This is a genomic window from Acinetobacter sedimenti (genome assembly GCF_022601685.1).
Classification (GTDB): domain Bacteria; phylum Pseudomonadota; class Gammaproteobacteria; order Pseudomonadales; family Moraxellaceae; genus Acinetobacter; species Acinetobacter sedimenti.
On the sequence record NZ_JAKUML010000002.1, the window covers coordinates 102,745 to 121,370 of the forward strand.

Annotated in this window: 13 protein-coding genes; 7 read left to right on the forward strand and 6 right to left on the reverse strand. The window is 43.9% G+C overall.

The window, feature by feature from the left end; genetic code table 11:
• Window positions 1-60 precede the first annotated feature (60 nt).
• The 3 genes from uvrC to glnK form a co-directional block, all read right to left on the reverse strand.
• On the reverse strand, window positions 61-1,860 hold the full coding sequence (gene uvrC / locus MKI79_RS01585; protein ID WP_241570321.1) for an excinuclease ABC subunit UvrC: 1,800 nt from the start codon (window positions 1,858-1,860) through the stop codon (window positions 61-63).
• A gap of 152 nt (window positions 1,861-2,012) precedes the next feature.
• Window positions 2,013-3,419 carry an ammonium transporter gene (locus MKI79_RS01590; RefSeq protein WP_241570322.1) on the reverse strand — a complete coding sequence of 469 codons (1,407 nt, stop codon included), beginning with the start codon at window positions 3,417-3,419 and terminating at the stop codon, window positions 2,013-2,015.
• A gap of 89 nt (window positions 3,420-3,508) precedes the next feature.
• Window positions 3,509-3,847, reverse strand: a complete 339-nt coding sequence (gene glnK / locus MKI79_RS01595) for a P-II family nitrogen regulator (protein WP_241570323.1) — start codon at window positions 3,845-3,847, stop codon at window positions 3,509-3,511.
• A 221-nt stretch (window positions 3,848-4,068) separates the two neighbouring features.
• Here glnK and MKI79_RS01600 point away from each other — a divergent pair, with 221 nt between their 5' ends.
• The 6 genes from MKI79_RS01600 to purC all read left to right on the forward strand — a co-directional run bounded on the left by MKI79_RS01600 (window position 4,069) and on the right by purC (window position 10,019).
• Entirely contained in the window at window positions 4,069-4,299 is a 231-nt protein-coding gene (locus MKI79_RS01600) for an accessory factor UbiK family protein (RefSeq protein WP_241570324.1), read from the forward strand.
• Between the two features lie 66 nt (window positions 4,300-4,365).
• Window positions 4,366-5,850 (forward strand): YifB family Mg chelatase-like AAA ATPase, encoded by a 1,485-nt coding sequence (locus MKI79_RS01605; protein WP_241570325.1) that lies wholly within the window; start codon window positions 4,366-4,368, stop codon window positions 5,848-5,850.
• Window positions 5,851-6,078: 228 nt separating this feature from the next.
• Window positions 6,079-7,296 carry a DUF445 domain-containing protein gene (locus MKI79_RS01610; RefSeq protein WP_241570401.1) on the forward strand — a complete coding sequence of 406 codons (1,218 nt, stop codon included), beginning with the start codon at window positions 6,079-6,081 and terminating at the stop codon, window positions 7,294-7,296.
• 380 nt (window positions 7,297-7,676) lie between these two features.
• Window positions 7,677-8,582, forward strand: a complete 906-nt coding sequence (dapA, locus tag MKI79_RS01615; RefSeq protein ID WP_241570326.1) for a 4-hydroxy-tetrahydrodipicolinate synthase — start codon at window positions 7,677-7,679, stop codon at window positions 8,580-8,582.
• 80 nt (window positions 8,583-8,662) lie between these two features.
• Entirely contained in the window at window positions 8,663-9,259 is a 597-nt protein-coding gene (locus MKI79_RS01620) for a lipoprotein-34 precursor (NlpB) (protein ID WP_407651528.1), read from the forward strand.
• A 40-nt stretch (window positions 9,260-9,299) separates the two neighbouring features.
• Complete coding sequence (gene purC, locus MKI79_RS01625) at window positions 9,300-10,019, forward strand: phosphoribosylaminoimidazolesuccinocarboxamide synthase (RefSeq protein ID WP_241570328.1); 720 nt, start codon at window positions 9,300-9,302, stop codon at window positions 10,017-10,019.
• Window positions 10,020-10,404: 385 nt separating this feature from the next.
• On the opposite strand, the gene MKI79_RS01630 is transcribed toward purC, so the two are convergent.
• The 3 genes from MKI79_RS01630 to MKI79_RS01640 form a co-directional block, all read right to left on the reverse strand.
• A complete protein-coding gene (locus MKI79_RS01630) occupies window positions 10,405-12,513 on the reverse strand; it encodes a TonB-dependent siderophore receptor (protein ID WP_241570329.1) in 2,109 nt (702 codons plus the stop codon).
• Between the two features lie 185 nt (window positions 12,514-12,698).
• The gene (locus tag MKI79_RS01635) at window positions 12,699-14,393 is read right to left on the reverse strand and encodes a cation acetate symporter (RefSeq protein WP_241570402.1); all 1,695 of its coding nucleotides are present in this window, start codon (window positions 14,391-14,393) and stop codon (window positions 12,699-12,701) included.
• Window positions 14,394-14,419: 26 nt separating this feature from the next.
• Window positions 14,420-14,782, reverse strand: coding sequence for a DUF485 domain-containing protein (locus MKI79_RS01640; RefSeq protein WP_241570330.1), 363 nt, complete (start codon window positions 14,780-14,782; stop codon window positions 14,420-14,422).
• A 204-nt stretch (window positions 14,783-14,986) separates the two neighbouring features.
• Between MKI79_RS01640 and MKI79_RS01645 the strand changes: the two genes are divergently transcribed.
• Window positions 14,987-18,511, forward strand: coding sequence for a PAS domain-containing hybrid sensor histidine kinase/response regulator (locus MKI79_RS01645; protein ID WP_241570331.1), 3,525 nt, complete (start codon window positions 14,987-14,989; stop codon window positions 18,509-18,511).
• Window positions 18,512-18,626 lie beyond the last annotated feature (115 nt).

The following is an 18,626-nucleotide window of genomic DNA, read 5'->3' on the forward strand; positions in this document are numbered from 1 at the left end:
TGATCATTTTGTCTAGATCTATTGAACATTTTGGTCAATACACAGCGTTAAATTAACGCATCATTCATGCAACACTTTATAAATCGTCCGAGCCATCGCACGACCAATGCCATTGACCGCCATCAGCTCTTTTTCAGTGGCACGAAGTACGCCTTGTATCCCCCCAAAATGCGTGAGCAGATCACGACGACGCTTTTCCCCCAAACCAGGGATGACTTCAAGCACTGAACCTGCACGTTTTTTATCTCGTTTGGCACGATGCTTAGTAATGGCAAAACGGTGCGCTTCATCACGTACCTGTTGAATTAAATGCAAGGCTTTATGATCTTCTGCCAATTGGATTTTTGTACCATCGGTGAAGTGTAAAGTTTCCAAACCCGGTTTACGCCCTTCACCTTTGGACACACCGACCATAAAGGCATCTAAGCCTAGATCTTGCATGACTTCCATAGCCATATGCAATTGCCCTTTACCGCCATCAATCAACAATAAATCAGGCAACATATTTTTCTTATAGCGACGAGTCAACGCCTGACGCATCGCCGCATAGTCATCACCGCCTGTAATGTCTTGAATGGCAAACTGGCGATAATCTCGCTTACGTGCCCCACCTTGATCAAACACCACACACGACGCTATCGGCGACTCGCCCATAGTATGACTAATATCAAAGCATTCAATGCGGTCGATCGGTCGATCAAGCACTTGCTCTAGTTGATGGAAGCGCTCATTGAGTTCCAAATGATTAGCAAGTTTACCTTTGATGGCATGTTGCACATTCATCTCGGCGAGCTGTTGCCATTCCGCCCGAATTTCTCGGACTTGATGTTTAATCTGAATTTTTTTATCAAAATGCTGTTTGAGCGCATCTTCTAATAGTTTTTGATCGGGTAACGCCACATTGACGATCAACTCGCTAGGAATTTCATCCGCCACCTGAAAATAGAAATTAGCAATAAATTCGCTGAGGATTTCCGCCTGATCTTCACCTTGAATATCAGGGAAATAACTTTTTCCGCCGAGCATCCGCCCATTACGCACATGCATAACCTGCACACAAACCACACCTGCCTGATAGGCAATCGCTAAAATATCTGCTTCGCCTTTAAGCTTATAGATCGCTTGCTGTGACTGCACTTCACGCAATAATCCCAAACGATCTCGGTAAAACACGGCTTTTTCAAATTCGAGCTTTTCAGCTGCTTGCTCCATGTTTTCGATCAGTTCGGTATTCAGCTCTTTGGTATCACCCTTGAGAAAGCGAATCGAGTTTTGCACATCTTGCGCATAGTCTTCAGGTGATATCAGATCAACGCAAGGGGCCGAACAGCGCTTGATTTGATATTGCAGGCATGGACGTTTGCGCTGTGAAAAATAAGAATTTTCGCATTGTCGTACATTAAATAATTTCTGCAAGCTGAGTAGCATATCTCGTGCGTTATATGCGCTCGGATATGGTCCAAAAAATTTACCGACTTGATGTCGTCCTTTGCCTCGACCACTGGCAATGCGTGGATAGGGTTTATCGGTCGATACAAAGATATAGATATAGGATTTATCGTCACGAAGCATGATGTTATACGGCGGACGATGTTGTTTAATCAGATTTTGTTCGAGTAATAAGGCTTCGGTTTCAGAGCGCACCACCAAAGTTTCAATATCATAAATCCGTGATACCAACGCCTGTGTCTTAGGATGTTCAATGGTTTTAACGAAATAACTGGAAATGCGATTTTTAAGATTTTTGGCTTTGCCCACATACAATAGCACACCGTCTTTATCGAGCATTTTATAAATACCCGGTAATGTGGTCATGTTGCTGAGTAGATTCTCAATATGGGCTTTGGCGTTTGAATTCACAAGTCTTGAATCATAACTAATTTTATCAATCATTATATGCTGTGTTGCGGTGCAACATTCAAGACGTCAGACTAAAAACAATCAAAACTCCGACATAAAAAACTCCGCCGAAGCGGAGTTTTCTTACTGTCGAATCTTGCACGTGGTGAGAATTACTCCACACGTTCGCCATGTTGGCTAAGATCAAGACCCATACGCTCATCGTCAGATTCCACACGGATACCGATGATCAAGTCGATTACTTTCAAGATGATGAAGGTCAATACTGCGCTGTATGCAATCGTTGCCAATACACCCTCAGTTTGTACCCACAATTGATGCATCATATCAGTAGGTGCGTTCTCACCCATGATGAATTCACTTGCAAATACTGCGGTTAAGATCGCACCAACGATACCACCCACACCGTGTAAACCAAATGCGTCAAGCGAGTCGTCTGCTTTCAACAAGCGTTTTAGACCACTGATACCCCAGAAGCACACTACACCGCCGATCAAGCCCATGATTAATGCACCACCAACTGTTACGAAACCAGCCGCAGGTGTAATCACCACAAGACCAGCCACCGCACCAGATGCTGCACCAAGTACAGAACCTTTACCACGTACCATTCGTTCAACAAGCAACCATGATAGTGCTGCCGCTGCCGCTGCAACTTGCGTTACGATGATCGCATAGCTTGCAGAACCATTTGCGCCCAAAGCAGAACCACCGTTGAAACCGAACCAACCCACCCAAAGTAAGCTTGCGCCGACTACAGTTAAAGTCAAGTTGTGTGGTGCCATTGCTTCTTTGCCGTAGCCCATACGCTTACCAAGCATATATGCCGCAACTAGACCCGCTACACCTGAGTTGATGTGTACAACAGTACCACCAGCAAAGTCGAGTGCGCCGTCATTCGCTAACCAACCGCCACCCCATACCCAGTGTGTGATCGGTGCATATACAACGATGACCCAAATGGTGATGAAAGCAAGCCATGCGCTAAACTTCATACGATCCGCAATTGAACCACTGATGATCGCCACAGTGATGATCGCAAAGGTCATTTGGAAGATGACGAATAGGATTTCAGGAATCGTGCCACTGAGTGCATCTGTCGTGATTCCAGAGAGCATCATCTTCTCAAAGCCACCGATAAAGCTGTTGCCTTCGGTGAATGCCAAGCTGTAGCCGATCACAACCCATGCAATACTCACCACAGCAGCAGCCGTCAAGCTATGTGCCATTGTGCCCAAAGCGTTTTTCTTACGCACCATACCTGCGTAGAACAATGCCAAACCTGGAATAGTCATCAAAAGTACAAGTGCTGTAGATGTCAAAATCCACGCTGTATCACCTGTATCAAGTGTTGGCTCTTCTTCCGCTGGTGCAACTTCTTCAACAACAGCCGCTTCCACTGGAGTCGCTTCAACAGCTGCCATTTCTGGAGCTTCTGTTGTTTCAACTGCCAAAACTGTTTCTTCAGTTGGCGCAGTTGTAGATTCGGATTCGGCCCATACTGGAGATGTACCGAGTAGCGCAGTCGATAGACCAAACGCCAGTAGCAATTTATTCATTAGATCCCCCAACCTTCAATTTAAGTTGTGCTGACTTGCTAAGCTAAAAATTCATAAATACAAATTAGCAAATGTCATGCCATTTTGATTTAGACTGCGTCTGGACCAGTTTCACCAGTACGGATACGAATCACTTGCTCTAAGTTAGAAACAAAGATTTTACCATCGCCGATTTTGCCAGTGCTTGCCACACGAGTGATTGCTTCAATGACGCCATCAACCATATCGTCTTTGATTGCGATTTCGATTTTTACCTTAGGCAAAAAATCAACCACATACTCTGCACCACGATAAAGTTCTGTATGACCTTTTTGACGACCGAAACCTTTGACTTCAGTCACAGTGATACCTTGTACACCGATTTCTGAAAGTGATTCACGGACATCATCAAGCTTAAACGGTTTAACGATTGCTGTTACGAGCTTCATGTTATCTTCCTTTGGGTTTACTCATACCAATAGTGGTTTTTACATATCAATTTTCGTGCCAAACTTAAGAAAGGTTGGGGAAATTCCAAAGTTCGCACAATTTAAAGCTATGTTATCCCTACAGTTTACCAGTATTCTTTGAATTATCCATCTTACAACTATCATCTCAGTTACATTTATTGTATCTTGATTTTGAATTGATAAATCCTTGATGAAAAACCATGACTCCTACATTAGATACCTTCGTTCAGGCTTTAAAAGAACAACTTGCTGCACCAAAGGCAGACCTTGAGCACAATATTCGTGCAGTTTTGGCAGAAATGGTGGAAAAAATGGACTTGGTATCGAAACAAGAGCTTGAACGCCAAAAAATTGCACTAGAACAAGCCAACCAACGTATGAATGCACTACAACAGCAAATTGAGTCGTTGCAAAATCAAATCAAAAAATAACAATTGCGCCAACATTGATCAAAAACACAGCATTTTTTATAAAAACGCACAATAATGGAACAATAAATGAGTTTTGCCAAAGTCTATTCCCGCAGTGTACTCGGATTAAGTGCACCGTTAATCGAAGTCGAAGTCCATGCCAGTCAAGGCTTACCTGCTTTAACCATTGTTGGTTTACCAGAAGCTGCCGTTCGTGAAAGTAAAGATCGTGTCCGATCTGCAATTATTAATAGTGGTTTTCAATTTCCCAATAAACGTCTGACCATCAACCTTGCACCTGCCGATTTACCCAAAGATGGCTCACGTTTAGATTTGGCGATTGCGGTTGGGATTTTGATTGCATCAGGACAAATCGCTGATGATCGTATAAGTCAGTTTGAGTTACTTGGTGAGCTTGCCCTAGATGGACAACTTCGTCCAATCTCAGGGATTCTGAGTATTGCCCACGCCTGTAAAAGCTCAGGACGACAACTATTACTCCCTGAACAAAATGCCGATGATGCCTGCTGTATCCAAGATTTAACGGTCTATGCGACCAGTAACTTAAAAACCGTTTGCGATATTTTGACGGGAACAGTACAACAGCCTGCGCACCATTATCAGCCGAATCACACTTTGCTTGATAATTTGCCTGACCTTGCAGATGTCAAAGGACAACTGAAAGCTCGCCGAGCTTTAGAAATTGCCGCTGCAGGCGGACACTCGTTACTCTTTACAGGACCACCAGGGACTGGGAAAACTCTGCTCGCTTCACGTCTGCCAAGTATTTTGCCACCACTCACCGATAGTGAAAGTTTAGAAGTTGCAAGCATTTATTCGATTTCAAACCAAAATCATGCTTTTGGTGTGCGCCCATTTCGAGCACCACATCATACCGCTTCGGCGGTAGCACTAGTTGGTGGAGGCTCCAATCCCAAACCTGGGGAAATCACCTTATCGCACTTAGGTGTATTGTTTTTGGATGAGTTGCCTGAATTTGATCGCAAAGTATTAGAAGTTTTGCGCCAACCTTTGGAATCAAAAGAAGTCGTAATTTCGAGAGCTTCAAGACAGATTTGCTATCCTGCCAATTTTCAACTCATTGCAGCGATGAATCCATGCCCATGTGGCTACGCCTTCCATCAAGATAGTCGTTGCCAATGTTCAAGCGAAGCAATCAAACGCTACAAAAATCGTATTTCAGGACCTTTACTTGATCGGATTGATTTGCATATCGAAGTGCCACCGCTATCTGCGCAAGAGCTTCAACAGCAACAAGCAGGTGAAAACTCTGCGTCTGTACGTGAACGTGTTTTATCAGCCAATCAACAACAGCTCCAACGTCAAGGCTATCTGAACGCAGGACTCACACCGCAACAAATCGACCAACACGTACAGCTCGATGCGCAAAGTCAGAATATTCTTGCGATGGCACAGCAACGCTTACAGCTTTCCGCACGTGGCTATCATCGTATATTACGTGTTGCACGTACCATTGCCGATCTTGCACAGTCTGAGCAAATTAGCACCATGCACATTAGTGAAGCACTATCGTATAGAGCTGCACAATGATCAATCCTGCTCGTGCTGTTGCAATGTATTGACCAAAAATCGTGGAACTATATTTAATTACGTTAGTTTCTTTAGATAAATTTGCTGTTAAAATCACCAATTTGATCATGCAAGATATTTAGTTCACATCGCTTGGCTCGATTATTTGATTGTGGACATTGGCTCTATCACTTGTGCATATGTTGCATCTACGCCCAGTGTATTAAGGAAAATAAAATGTTGGAATCCATGTGGGCTGACTTTCAGCAACATTTTTGGCTGTACATCTCCATCCCATTTATCAGTGGCATCATTGGCTATGTCACGAAAGTGGTGGCGATTCATATGATGTTTTCTCCACTGGAGTTTAAAGGCATCAAACCGATTTTTGGTTGGCAAGGTATCGTGCCACGCAAAGCCGAAAAAATGGCAACCGTTGCTGTCGATCTCATGACCTCAAAGTTGATCAAACCTGAGGAAATTTTTGCTCGACTTGATCCAAAACGCATCGCAAAAGAAATCGAAGCACCTCTTATGGCGGCCGCTGAAGATATCACCCGAGAGGTTGCGCAGGAGCAACATCCGGGACTCTGGGAAGGTATGCCAGAGTTCGCACGTGCAAAGCTGATTAACCGTGTAAAATCACGAGCGCCTGATATCGTGCAACAAGTGATGGCAGAGATTCAAAAAGATGTTGTGCAATATTTCGACATCAAACATATGGTGGTCAGCAACTTACTCAAAGACAAACGCCTGTTAAATGAAATTTTCAAAAAAGTAGGTAAAGAAGAATTTAAATTTTTTATGAACGTCGGTTTTGTTTTTGGCTTTGCCATCGGTTTGGTTCAGATGACCTGCTGGATTGTGACACAGGGTAAATATCCGTGGATGCTCCCAATGTTTGGTGGCTTTGTTGGTTTCTTTAGTGATTGGCTTGCTTTGCAGATGATGTTTCGCCCATTGAAACCTAAGAAAGTCTTAGGCTATACATGGCAAGGTTTATTCTTAAAGCGTCAAAATGAAGTTGCCGCAGACTATGCTGCATTGATTTCTAAACAATTATTAACTTCTCGTCATTTGATCGAAGAGCTGTTTACAGGACCTCGCTCTGACAGCGTGATCAACCTTGTTAATCGTCATGTTCGTCAAGAGATCGACATTGAAGCAGGGATTATTCGTCCGCTCGTGGTATATGCCATTGGCGGTGCAAAATACCAAGTGCTCAAAACCAAAGTTGCTGAGCGAATCATGGAGCGTCTGCCTGAAACGATGAAGTCGATGGAATCTTATGCAGAAGATGCGATGGATATCCGTAATACATTGATCACACGTATGCAACGCCTGACACCAGAAGAGTTTGAGGGCATGCTACGTCCTGCATTCAAAGAAGACGAATGGTCACTGATCATCGTCGGTGCTGTGCTTGGCTTCTTAGTCGGTGAAATGCAAATTCTGTTTATGCTTTAAACTGATCTGTTCATGACATACAAAGGGCTTTTATCGAAAAGCCCTTTGTCAATTTTGAATACGGTTTTATCTATTAGATTTTAGCTTTATCATCCTGTTGATCACTATATTTGATAACACTGCACATGCAAAAACACTATTGTTCTTCAACTCGGCATAGTTCATAATTCAAGGTCATTGTGATCAATCAACACTCGCTTTGATTTATTCAAACTTCATCACTGCGTATTGATCTACATAAAAATTTTTAAATGAAAAGCATCCGCTTCTTAGCGCACGAGCACTCTATTACTGGTTATTACTTTGGGCTCGTCGTCAGCACACTTCGGCTGTGATTAAATAGCTTCGTTTCGGATGTCATTATAGGATCGTGTTTTAAAATGACTCAGCTAGCAACAACCATTCATGGTTCAATCGTCGCAATTGTCACCCCAATGTTAGAAGATGGCAACGTGGATTGGGCTGGGCTAAAGCAGCTTGTAGAATGGCATATCGAACAAGGTACGCACAGCATCGTTGCTGTTGGTACCACTGGTGAAGCATCGACTTTAAGTATGGATGAACACATCAAAGTCATCGCTGAGATCGTTCGTGTTGCAGACAAACGCATTCCTATTATCGCAGGCACAGGTGCAAATTCGACCAGTGAAGCGATCGAACTGACACAGGCTGCCAAAGAAGTTGGCGCAGATGCGGCACTTTTGGTCACGCCGTATTATAATAAACCAACTCAAGAAGGCTTATATCAGCATTATAAAGCCATCGCTGAAGCGGTTGATATTCCACAGATTCTTTATAATGTCCCAGGTCGTACTGGGGTAGATATGGACAATGATACCGTGGTGCGTTTGTCAAAAATCCCTAATATCATTGGTGTCAAAGATGCTACAGGTGATATCCCTCGTGGCATTCAATTGATGCACCACTTAGATGTCGCTGACATGGTGGTCTATTCAGGCGACGATGCAACAGCATGGGAATTGATCCTTGCAGGTGCAAAAGGCAACATCTCTGTGACTGCCAATGTTGCACCTCATGCCATGAGCCAAATGTGTGAAGCTGCACTCAGTGATAACAAAGCTGAAGCACATCGCCTCAATACACAAGTCGCACAATTGCATGACATTTTATTCTGTGAATCCAACCCAATCCCTGTAAAATGGGCGCTACATGAAATGGGCAAAATGGGTACAGGTATTCGCCTTCCATTAACGCCTTTGGCAGAGCAATATCGCACGCCAATTCGTGAAGCATTACAGGCAACGCACATCATTGAGTCTGCATGATTCATGGCATGCTAAGCTGATGATGACCATTGAGTTGATGGCAATTGAATTGCCGTAAATCGAAATAAATAGAGCGAAAAATTATGCAGTTACGTGTTGTAGTCGTACTTGGACTGGTATCTATGAGTTTGTTGGGTTGTTCTCGTTTGGCGATGGACAACAGTTCACTGGACTATAAGTCGGCGAAAACTGTACCGCCGTTAAAAGTCCCTGAAAGCCTACAAATGCGTCCACAACATGCGCTGTATCCAGCACCTGAAGTTGATCCGCGTGCACTTGAGCAAGCACCAAACTTTAGCAATAAAAAAGGTAATCGCTTTGACCTGCCTCGTCCTGAGCCAGTCGCAGAGGCGACTGCAACAAGCACGGGCACAGCACCATCACGTCCACAACTGGTACAAGATGGTAATGGCATTCCATTACTCAAAGTCGATGGTGGCGCCAATCAAGTTTGGGAATATGTCACTGCTGCGGTGAGTGCTTCCAACTTTGAGACTGAAGCAGGTGAAACGCCTAATGTCACGCAAATTCGTTATCAAGATCAAAATTATCAACTTCGTTTGACGCCATCAGGTGCAAGTAACACCCTAGGCGTATATAATACCGACAATAATTTTGCAGATCGCGATGTTGCCAGTGAAATTCTCGCACTGATTTTTCAAAACTGGCCTGCTTAATCTGCGCACTACGAACGCCTCACATATTTAAGGTTCACCCATGTCTAAACAAGCCTTGCTCTACACTGGAAAAGCAAAATCAGTCTACGAAACCGACAATCCTGATCACCTGATTTTGGTGTTCCGTGATGATGCATCTGCATTTAATGGTGAAAAGATCGAACAGCTTGACCGTAAGGGTAAAGTGAATAACCTTTTCAACGCATTTATTATGAAAAAGTTAGCAGATGCTGGCATCGAAACACACTTTGAAGAATTGCTCAGCCCGAACGAAGTTTTGGTGAAAAAACTCGACATGATTCCTGTAGAGTGCGTAATTCGCAACTATGCAGCCGGTTCATTGTGTCGTCGTCTTGGTGTAGAAGAAGGCAAACAATTGACCCCGCCAACTTTTGAGTTGTTCTTTAAAGATGATGCGTTGGGCGATCCAATGGTCAATGAGTCACAAGCAATTGCGCTTGGTTGGGCAAATGAAGATCAATTGGCAAAAATGAAAGAGCTGACCTATCAAGTCAATGATGTTTTGAGCAAAATCTTTGATCAAGGCAACATGATCTTGGTGGATTTCAAACTTGAATTTGGTGTATTCCACGATCGCATCGTGCTTGGTGATGAATTCTCTCCAGATGGTTGCCGTCTATGGGACAAAGACACCAAGAAGAAGCTCGACAAAGACCGTTTCCGTCAAGGTTTAGGCGGTGTAGTTGAAGCTTATGAAGAAGTTGCAACTCGTATTGGGATTGATTTAGCGGATATCTAATTCGATACCGATCAGCAAAACAAATATGTAAAAAACCGAGCAAATCGCTCGGTTTTTTATGGATTGAATTTAGTAATCGGTTTCTTAATAATTTAACCTCGGCTCGATGAAGTTTTTGTTGTACTTCTTTGAAAAAGAAAAGTATTTTTAGACAAGGTCTTGCAGTGTATAGTCATATTTCGGGATTAACCTTCGGTTCGACTCACTTTTCTTTCGGGAAAAGTAAGCAAAACCATTTGTCAGCCGCAAACTCGGTCATACACTAAAATGTATCCGATACCTTGAAAAACGTCATTTTGCTAAAGCTATTCTGCCCTCGAACAATGCGACTGACGCTCCCACGAATCAGATAATTTTTACTCATCTTATGTCGAAGTAAGGTTGCTTAGTACTTAAAGTTTAAGCTTAAGCGGAAAGCACGTGGATCACCCCAATTAACCAATTGTGCATTTGGTGTTGTCCCAACCAAATATTCTTTATCAAATAAGTTTTTGATACTGAACTTTGCGCCCCAATGTTTGGCTTCATAGCCTGCATTGACATCATATAAAGTATAGCTCGATAAGGGCACATAGCTACTACCACGTTGCGCAGAGCGCTCACCTTGATAGCTCACACCTGCACCGATATTCCAACCCAACTGATCCGCACCAAAATAGTACTGTGTCGATAAAGAGCCTGCATTTTTCGGCACGTGGTTAATGCGATTACCAATATCACTGGTCGTTTCGCTTTCTGTGATCTTTGCTGTTGGGATATAACTATAGGTCGCTGTAACATTCCACTGATCAGTTAACGCCGCAGACAGTTCTGTTTCAAAACCTTTGGTTTGTTGCTCACCAATTTGAACTGAATAATCTCCTGATGTATCAGATTCAGTGACGTTTTTACGAGTTAAATCATAATATGCCACATAACCTTGCAACTTCTGATCTAAGCCTTGAAACTTGACACCGACCTCAAATTGTTCGCCCTCTTCAGGATCTAACAAGTCGCCATCTTCGCCCATATCACTGACTGGGAAAAAGGATGTTGCATAGCTCACATACGGCGCAAACTGATCATTGATTTGATACATCAATGAGGCATTCCCTGTAAAGGCATTGTCCGAATTCTTGGTGAGGCTATCATTGTAAATGTCTTCTACTTCGACCTGTGTCCAATCATGACGACCTGATAAACCTAAAATCCAATGCTCATCAATTTTAAAATGATTGCGTAGATAGACACCCATATACTGCGTATCGGTAATCTGATGCGCGATCGTTGCTGTAGCAGGTGTGACAGCGGTATATACAGGGTTATCTGCATCAAATGCGGTGAGATTCTTGCGACGACGCTCATAGTCACTACGCTCGTGCATCGCATCTAAACCGACCATTAAATCGTACTGTGTTTTTCCCCAATCAAATTGACGTGACACATTTTGATCTAGTGCAAAATTCACATCATCTTTGAGTTGTCGTTCAAGTCTACGATTAATCGTAGGCAGTGGACTTTCACCCCCTGCAAGGACTGGATTGTTATCCGCATCGGTTTGAGTCACTGCAAAATTCTGCTTAAACGTCCAACCATGATCAAAGTAATGCGTATAGTTTGAACCCAAACGAAGCACTTCGACGGTATTACTTAAGTTTGGCACACCAAAGTACAGACGTTCTGAATAATTCTTATAGTCACCATCGCTATATGGAATGCCTTGCTGACGGATAAAATCTCGATACTGATAGCTCGCAATCACAGAAAGCTCGTCTTTATCCCCAAGATCGAAGTTGTATGATGGTGAGAAATAATAGTTTTTATAGTAGATATAATCTGTCGGATCATCTTGATCAGATACATGACCAACCACACGCACAGCACCTTTTTCAGTATTGTTCGGCGCATAGTTAAGATCAAAAGTCCCATCTATCAAAGCATTACTGCCGTAGCTTACGTTACCTCGATAGGCTGTTTCCGCCTCTGGGCGCTTGGTGCTTAAATTCACCAAGCCACCTGGTAGTGCAAAACCAAAACCTGTCGAGGTTGGTCCTTTCACCACTTCAATGGATTGCAAACCTGTAATATCTTCAGAGCGCAAGGCATTGTCGGAAGATTGAATACGCAATCCATCCACATAGGTCTGCGCACTCGACACTTGCCCACGAATGATAAAGTCATCCCACCCACGACGACCATACTGCCCCGAAGATACACCCGCTACGCCTTGTAATGCTTCTGCAAGGGTCTTGGCTTGTTTTTGTTCGAGTTGCTTTTCACTAATCACACTAATGGATTGTGCTGTTTCAAAAAGTGGTGTATCCGAACGCAGTACTGCGGATGCAGTCGTAGCAGCATAGGCTTGGGTATCGTCTGTGGCCTTGACTTCAATGGTTGGTAAAACATTGACCGTCGTATTATCTGTGCCGTCGGTGGTCTGCTCAACAGCATATACAGACACAGCACACTGCATAAGCAGGAAAATATTCAGACTGAGTAGGGAGAGTCGTTGCATCTGTGTCTGCCTCAAATATAAATGATACTTATTTCATGAATTTTACAACAGAAGAGTTACGCGGATCACGATATTTTTAAATTATTTTAAACAATTTTCAAAACTGCCAATTTATGAAAAAAGCCGATCACAATGGATCGGCTTCTTAATGATTTGAATAATTTTACACTGATATTTGATCAAACTTAGTGATCTGAAGCACCTGATGCACCAATACCAGTCATTGAACGCACGAACTGCGCATCATATTTCGCTTGCTCTTGCTGTGCACGAGCAGACTTATCCGTGATCGAGAAGAACCAACATGCAAAGAATGAGATCAACATCGAGAACAATGCAGGATTACTCATATCAAGTGGTGCTTGCTCGCCGAGCTTCAAGGTATCCACCCAAACCGCTTTGGTCAGGAAGATCAAGATCAAGGCACTGATTAAACCAGCCCAACCACCGATCACTGCACCACGAGTTGTTAAACCACGCCAGAACATTGACAAGATCAATACTGGGAAGTTTGCAGATGCAGCGACCGCAAATGCCAAGCCAACCATGAATGCCACGTTTTGTTTCTCAAACATGATACCGAGTAGCATCGCGAAGATCGCCAAGCCAAGCGTTGCCATTTTCGATACTTTGAGCTCTTGTTGCTCTGTCACTTGACCACGTTTGAAGACATTGGCATACAAATCATGCGATACCGCAGACGCACCTGCCAAAGTCAAACCTGCAACCACTGCAAGGATCGTTGCAAAAGCAACCGCAGAGATAAAGCCTAAGAAGATATTACCGCCGACTGCATGACCCAAATGTACTGCAGCCATGTTGCTACCACCGATCAACTGCAAGCTACCTGTGATAGCAGTTTTTGCTTGATCAATATATGCAGGGTTATTCGCAACCAGTAAGATTGCACCGAAACCAATGATAAAGGTCAATAGGTAGAAATAACCGATAAATCCAGTGGCAAAGACCACAGATTTACGTGCTTCCTTCGCATCTTTTACAGTAAAGAAACGCATCAAGATATGTGGCAAACCTGCTGTACCAAACATCAATGCCAAGCCAAGCGAGATCGCATCAAGTGGTCCTTTGACTAGACCACCAGGTCCCATGATTTGGGTGGCTTCTTCTGTGGTTTTGTTATGCACTTCACCAAACACATTAATCGCTTGGTTAAACATTTCCGCAAAGCTAAAGCCAACATGCTTCATCACCATGAATGCCATGAATGATGCACCTGAAAGTAGCAGTACCGCTTTGATGATTTGTACCCAAGTCGTTGCAAGCATACCGCCGAACATCACGTATGCCATCATCAGTAAACCGACGATTATGACTGCAATGTTATAATCCAAACCGAATAGTAATTTGATCAACTGACCTGCACCAACCATCTGTGCGATCAAGTAGAATGCGACAACAACTAATGAGTTGACCGCTGCCATGGCACGCACTGGACGCTCTTCCAAACGGAACGATGCCACATCAGAGAAGTTATATTTACCGAGGTTACGTAGACGCTCTGCAATCAAGAATAGGACGATTGGCCAACCGACCATAAAGCCGAGTGAATAGAGCAAACCATCGTAACCCGAGCTAAACACCATCGCCGAAATCCCAAGAAAGGATGCCGCCGACATAAAGTCTCCTGCGATCGCCAGACCATTTTGAAAACCTGTAATCCCACCACCTGCGGTATAGAAATCTTTGGTCGATTGAGTACGTTTTGCCGCCCATTTGGTGATAAAGAGTGTCAGACCTACGAACAGCACAAACATGATAATGGCAATCCAATTGGTCGCCTGCTTTTCAGTTTCACCGACCGTTGGCGCTGCAAATGCGCTCAAGCTGATCATGCTTGCTGATGCTGTGGTGAGCATCATTTTCAAAGTGTTATTGACCTTGATCATTATTCAGCTCCTTTGTTCGCGCTGTTTTGTGAAGTTGCATTCTTCTGCGTATGCAAAATTTCATTCACTTCGCGAATGGCTTCGCTGTTCAAACGATCAAATGCTTTATTACATACAACAGAATACACCCAACACAGCACAAATGATGCAACGATCACACCGATACCCAGCGGAATGCCCCAGGTGATCACACCGCTAAATGAGCTATGCAAAAACTCTGGGTTATAAGCGACCAATAAGATAAAGCCGAAATAAATCACTAACATTAAGATGGTCAGCGCCCAACTCAGCTTGCGCTGTTTTTGCACCAACTCTTGGAACTTGGGGTTCCTTAAAATTTCCTGTACATGAGCATCATCCATATCTCATTTCTCCTAACGTGTATGACTAAAACTTAGTCAATTTTCCTTCACGGCAAATGCCATTGGTTTTTTTGATGTAAGCCACGTTAGCAACTGCTAAGCAACTGTTCACTTAGACTTTGGTCGAGATTTCAACAGTATACAGGCACGTTTTTGTGCAAATTTCAGGTATGATGTAGTGGAATCAGACTCGGCGAAGCACGGATGAATGCAGGATTAATTCTAGGCATATTAGCTATTTACGTACTTATTTTATTTGCGTGCGCTTTTTATGGTGAACGCCATGCCAGTCGATTGAGCCCTCGTGGTCGGATGATTCTCTTTAGTCTAACACTCGGGGTCTATTGCTCATCTTGGACCTTTTATGGCGCAACTGGTGCGGCTGCACGTGATGGTATTATCTATCTGCCGATCTACCTCGGTCCGCTACTTTTTTTGATTTTTGGCTATGATATCTGGCGACGTTTGGGACGTGTCCGTCAGTATCATACTGTGACCTCGATCGCCGATTTTATTGCAGCACGTTATGGCAAGATGGGCTCGCTTGCGACATTGGTGACTTTACTTGCGGTCTTGGCAATTTTGCCTTATTTGGCATTGCAACTGCGTGCCATCGCCATGAGTACCAATATCATTCTTGAGCAACACAGTAGCCCATTTGCTGTGACCAATAGCGTCTTGCTGTTGACTGGTCTGCTTGCCATTCTCGCCATGTTGTTTGGGACAAGGCGCATCGCCAATACCGAACAACACGGCGGTTTAATGCTTGCTGTGGCGTTCGAGTCTTTTGTCAAACTATTTGCGTTGATCGCTGTGGCAGTGTTCTTTTTATTTGCATCAAAAGACAATCTGCATCAAGTCAGTCGTGACGTTGCTGAAACGGTCAATCTTGTACAACAAGTCGGTGTGCCTGATACTTTTTGGATTCAGACGCTACTTGCTGCATTGGCAATGATTTGTCTACCTCGTCAGTTCCACGTCGCTGTGGTTGAGCTGAAAGATGAAAACCACATCAATGGCGCACGGCATTGGTTTGGTGCGTATTTGATTCTCACCATTTTGGCGATTATTCCACTTGCCAGTTGGGCGATTCATGCACCGAGCAATGTACTTCCTGTTGCTGATGCTGCTGTGTTAATGCTCCCGATGAGCTATGGTAATGATTGGCTCACTTTACTTGCATTCTTAGGTGGATTTTCTGCATCAACGGGGATGCTACTGGTATCTTCTGTTGCCTTATCGATCATGCTCAGTAACGACTTGATCATGCCTGTGTTGTGGCGTTTTAACATCATCTCTCGTCATGATCCACGTATGCCACAGATGTTGAAATTGGTGCGTCGAATATCCATTCTTGCTGTGATGCTACTCGGTTTTTCTTTTTATCATTTCTTTGCAGATATCAATCAACTCTCTGTGTTCGGCTTGCTTGCCTTTAGTGCGGTGGCACAGTTTGCTCCTGCATTGATTGGTGGTCTTTATTGGCGTAGTGGTAGTAAGCAAGGTGTTTATATCGGTTTGATTGTGGGTTTTACCGTTTGGGTCTATACCCTACTCATGCCAACCGTGTTACGCAGTTTACCAACTGAATATCTTGCTTGGGGACAGCATATTCTTGATCATGGTCTTTATCATCAAGCGTGGCTACGACCTGAAGCCTTATTTGGTTTTAGCTCACTTGCACCGCTTACGCATGGCGTACTGTGGTCTTTGGGTGCAAATATGTTTTGCTACTACAGATTCTCACGGCGGTATCGTCCGAGTGTGGCAGAGCAAATCCAAGCGGAAAGTTTTTTCTTCTACGATGCAAAACCCTTACCAACTGTACCCACAGCACCAACGCATAGTACAGCGGTAGAAACCGTATCGAATCTCAAATATCTCGCTAATGAACAGGTTTCTCGTTTAAAAATCGCCGATCTGATCGCACTGTGTTCTCGTATCGCAGGGGAGCGAAGCACCAAGAACGCCTTTGAGCAATTCGCACGACAGCAAATGCTTTACCTAGATCCACAACAACTTGCCAATGGCATATGGTGGCGATTTAGCGAGCAGTTTTTAGCCAGTGCGATTGGTACAGCTTCGGCACGTACCCTGTTGACTACGGCACTGGTAGATAATGGTTTGGCGCTTGGACAAGTGGCGAATATTCTCGACCAAGCTTCACAGTGGCAACGCTTTAATCAAAATCTGATCATGACCATGATCGACCATATGACGCAAGGTGTAAGTGTGGTGGATGCCAATATGTGCCTCGTTGCATGGAATAGCCAATATCTGACGCTGTTTGATTATCCTAAAGAGTTGGTCTACGTCGGTTGCCCTGTTGCCGATCTGATTCGATACAATGCAGAGCGTGGAGAATGCGGTCCAGGTGAAGTTGAAGAACATGTCAATAAACGCATCAACTGGATGAAACAAGGCAGTGCGCACGAGTTTGAGCGAATTCGAGAAGATGGTCGAGTCATTCAGATGCGAGGTAATCCAATCCAAGGCGGTGGCTTTGTCACCACTTATGCAGACATTACCGCTTTCCGTGAAAATGAAGCCATCCTTGAAGCACGTGTCAGTGAGCGTACTGCACAGCTTGAACACGCCTTAGATGAACAACATCTTGCGCTACAACAAGCAGACCAAGCCAATAAATCAAAAAGTCGCTTCCTTGCGGCAGCAAGTCACGACCTCTTGCAACCGATGCACGCCGCACGACTATTTAGTGCAGCATTAGAACAAAGTGCTTTTCACGCTGATGATCAAAAAACTTTGGAACAACTCGATCGTGCCTTGTTTGGTGCAGAAAGTATGCTCTCTGCGCTGCTCGATATTGCCAAACTCGAAGGTGGCTCGATCAAGCCAAATCGACGTGCTTATAATCTGCAAGATTTACTCAGTGATCTGCGATTACAGTTCAGTGCGATCGCAGAGCAACGTCAGATTGAGCTTCACATTTATGATACGCACTTTTGGATTGATACAGACCCGCAGTGGATACGTCGTATATTACAGAACTTTGTCAGCAATGCCTTGCGCTATACAGCTTCAGGCCGTGTAGTCGTCGGTGTGTTACGCAGTGCTAATCAAGACGGTCATATTCGTATTGGGGTTTGGGATACAGGACCTGGGATTCCTGAAGCGCAACAGCATAAATTGTTTACAGAGTTCGAACGTGGTGGGCATGAATCACCGTGGGGTGAGCAAGGCTTGGGACTAGGGCTTGCCATCGTCGAGCGTATGACCAATCAACTGCGCTATCTAGTCCAAGTCAACTCTCAAGTCGGTAAAGGCTCAAGCTTTATCTTAGAAGTACCGACGGTGGTGGCACCTGCGATACAACAAGCAACGCCAAGCAACTTCATCGCACCACAAAAATCTCTAAATATCTTATGCTTGGACAATGATCCAACCATATTAGATGGTATGCAAAATTTACTGCAAAAATGGGGCTATCAAGTCTATACCGCATTAGATACTTCCCAAGCTTTAGAGGTGATGAATAACAATGAAATCCATGTATGGCTGATTGATCAACATCTCAATGATGAGCAATATGGACTGGACTTTATCCAAAGCCATCAGCAAAAGCATATTCCAACGGCACTGATCACCGCAGATAGTGACCCTAATCTACCTGAAAAGCTTAAAGCAATGAACATTGCCTTACTGAAAAAACCACTGAAACCTGCTGCACTTCGAGCATTCTTATCAAGTATTAAACTGCAAAATCCATGAATCATCGATAAAAGTGCTGAGTAATGACATTTTTGTTCAGCACTTCTGTCGATCCAATCAACAAATCCGTTGTTTGAGCAATTTTTTAAGCTTAGATATGGCAAAAGTGCTTCTT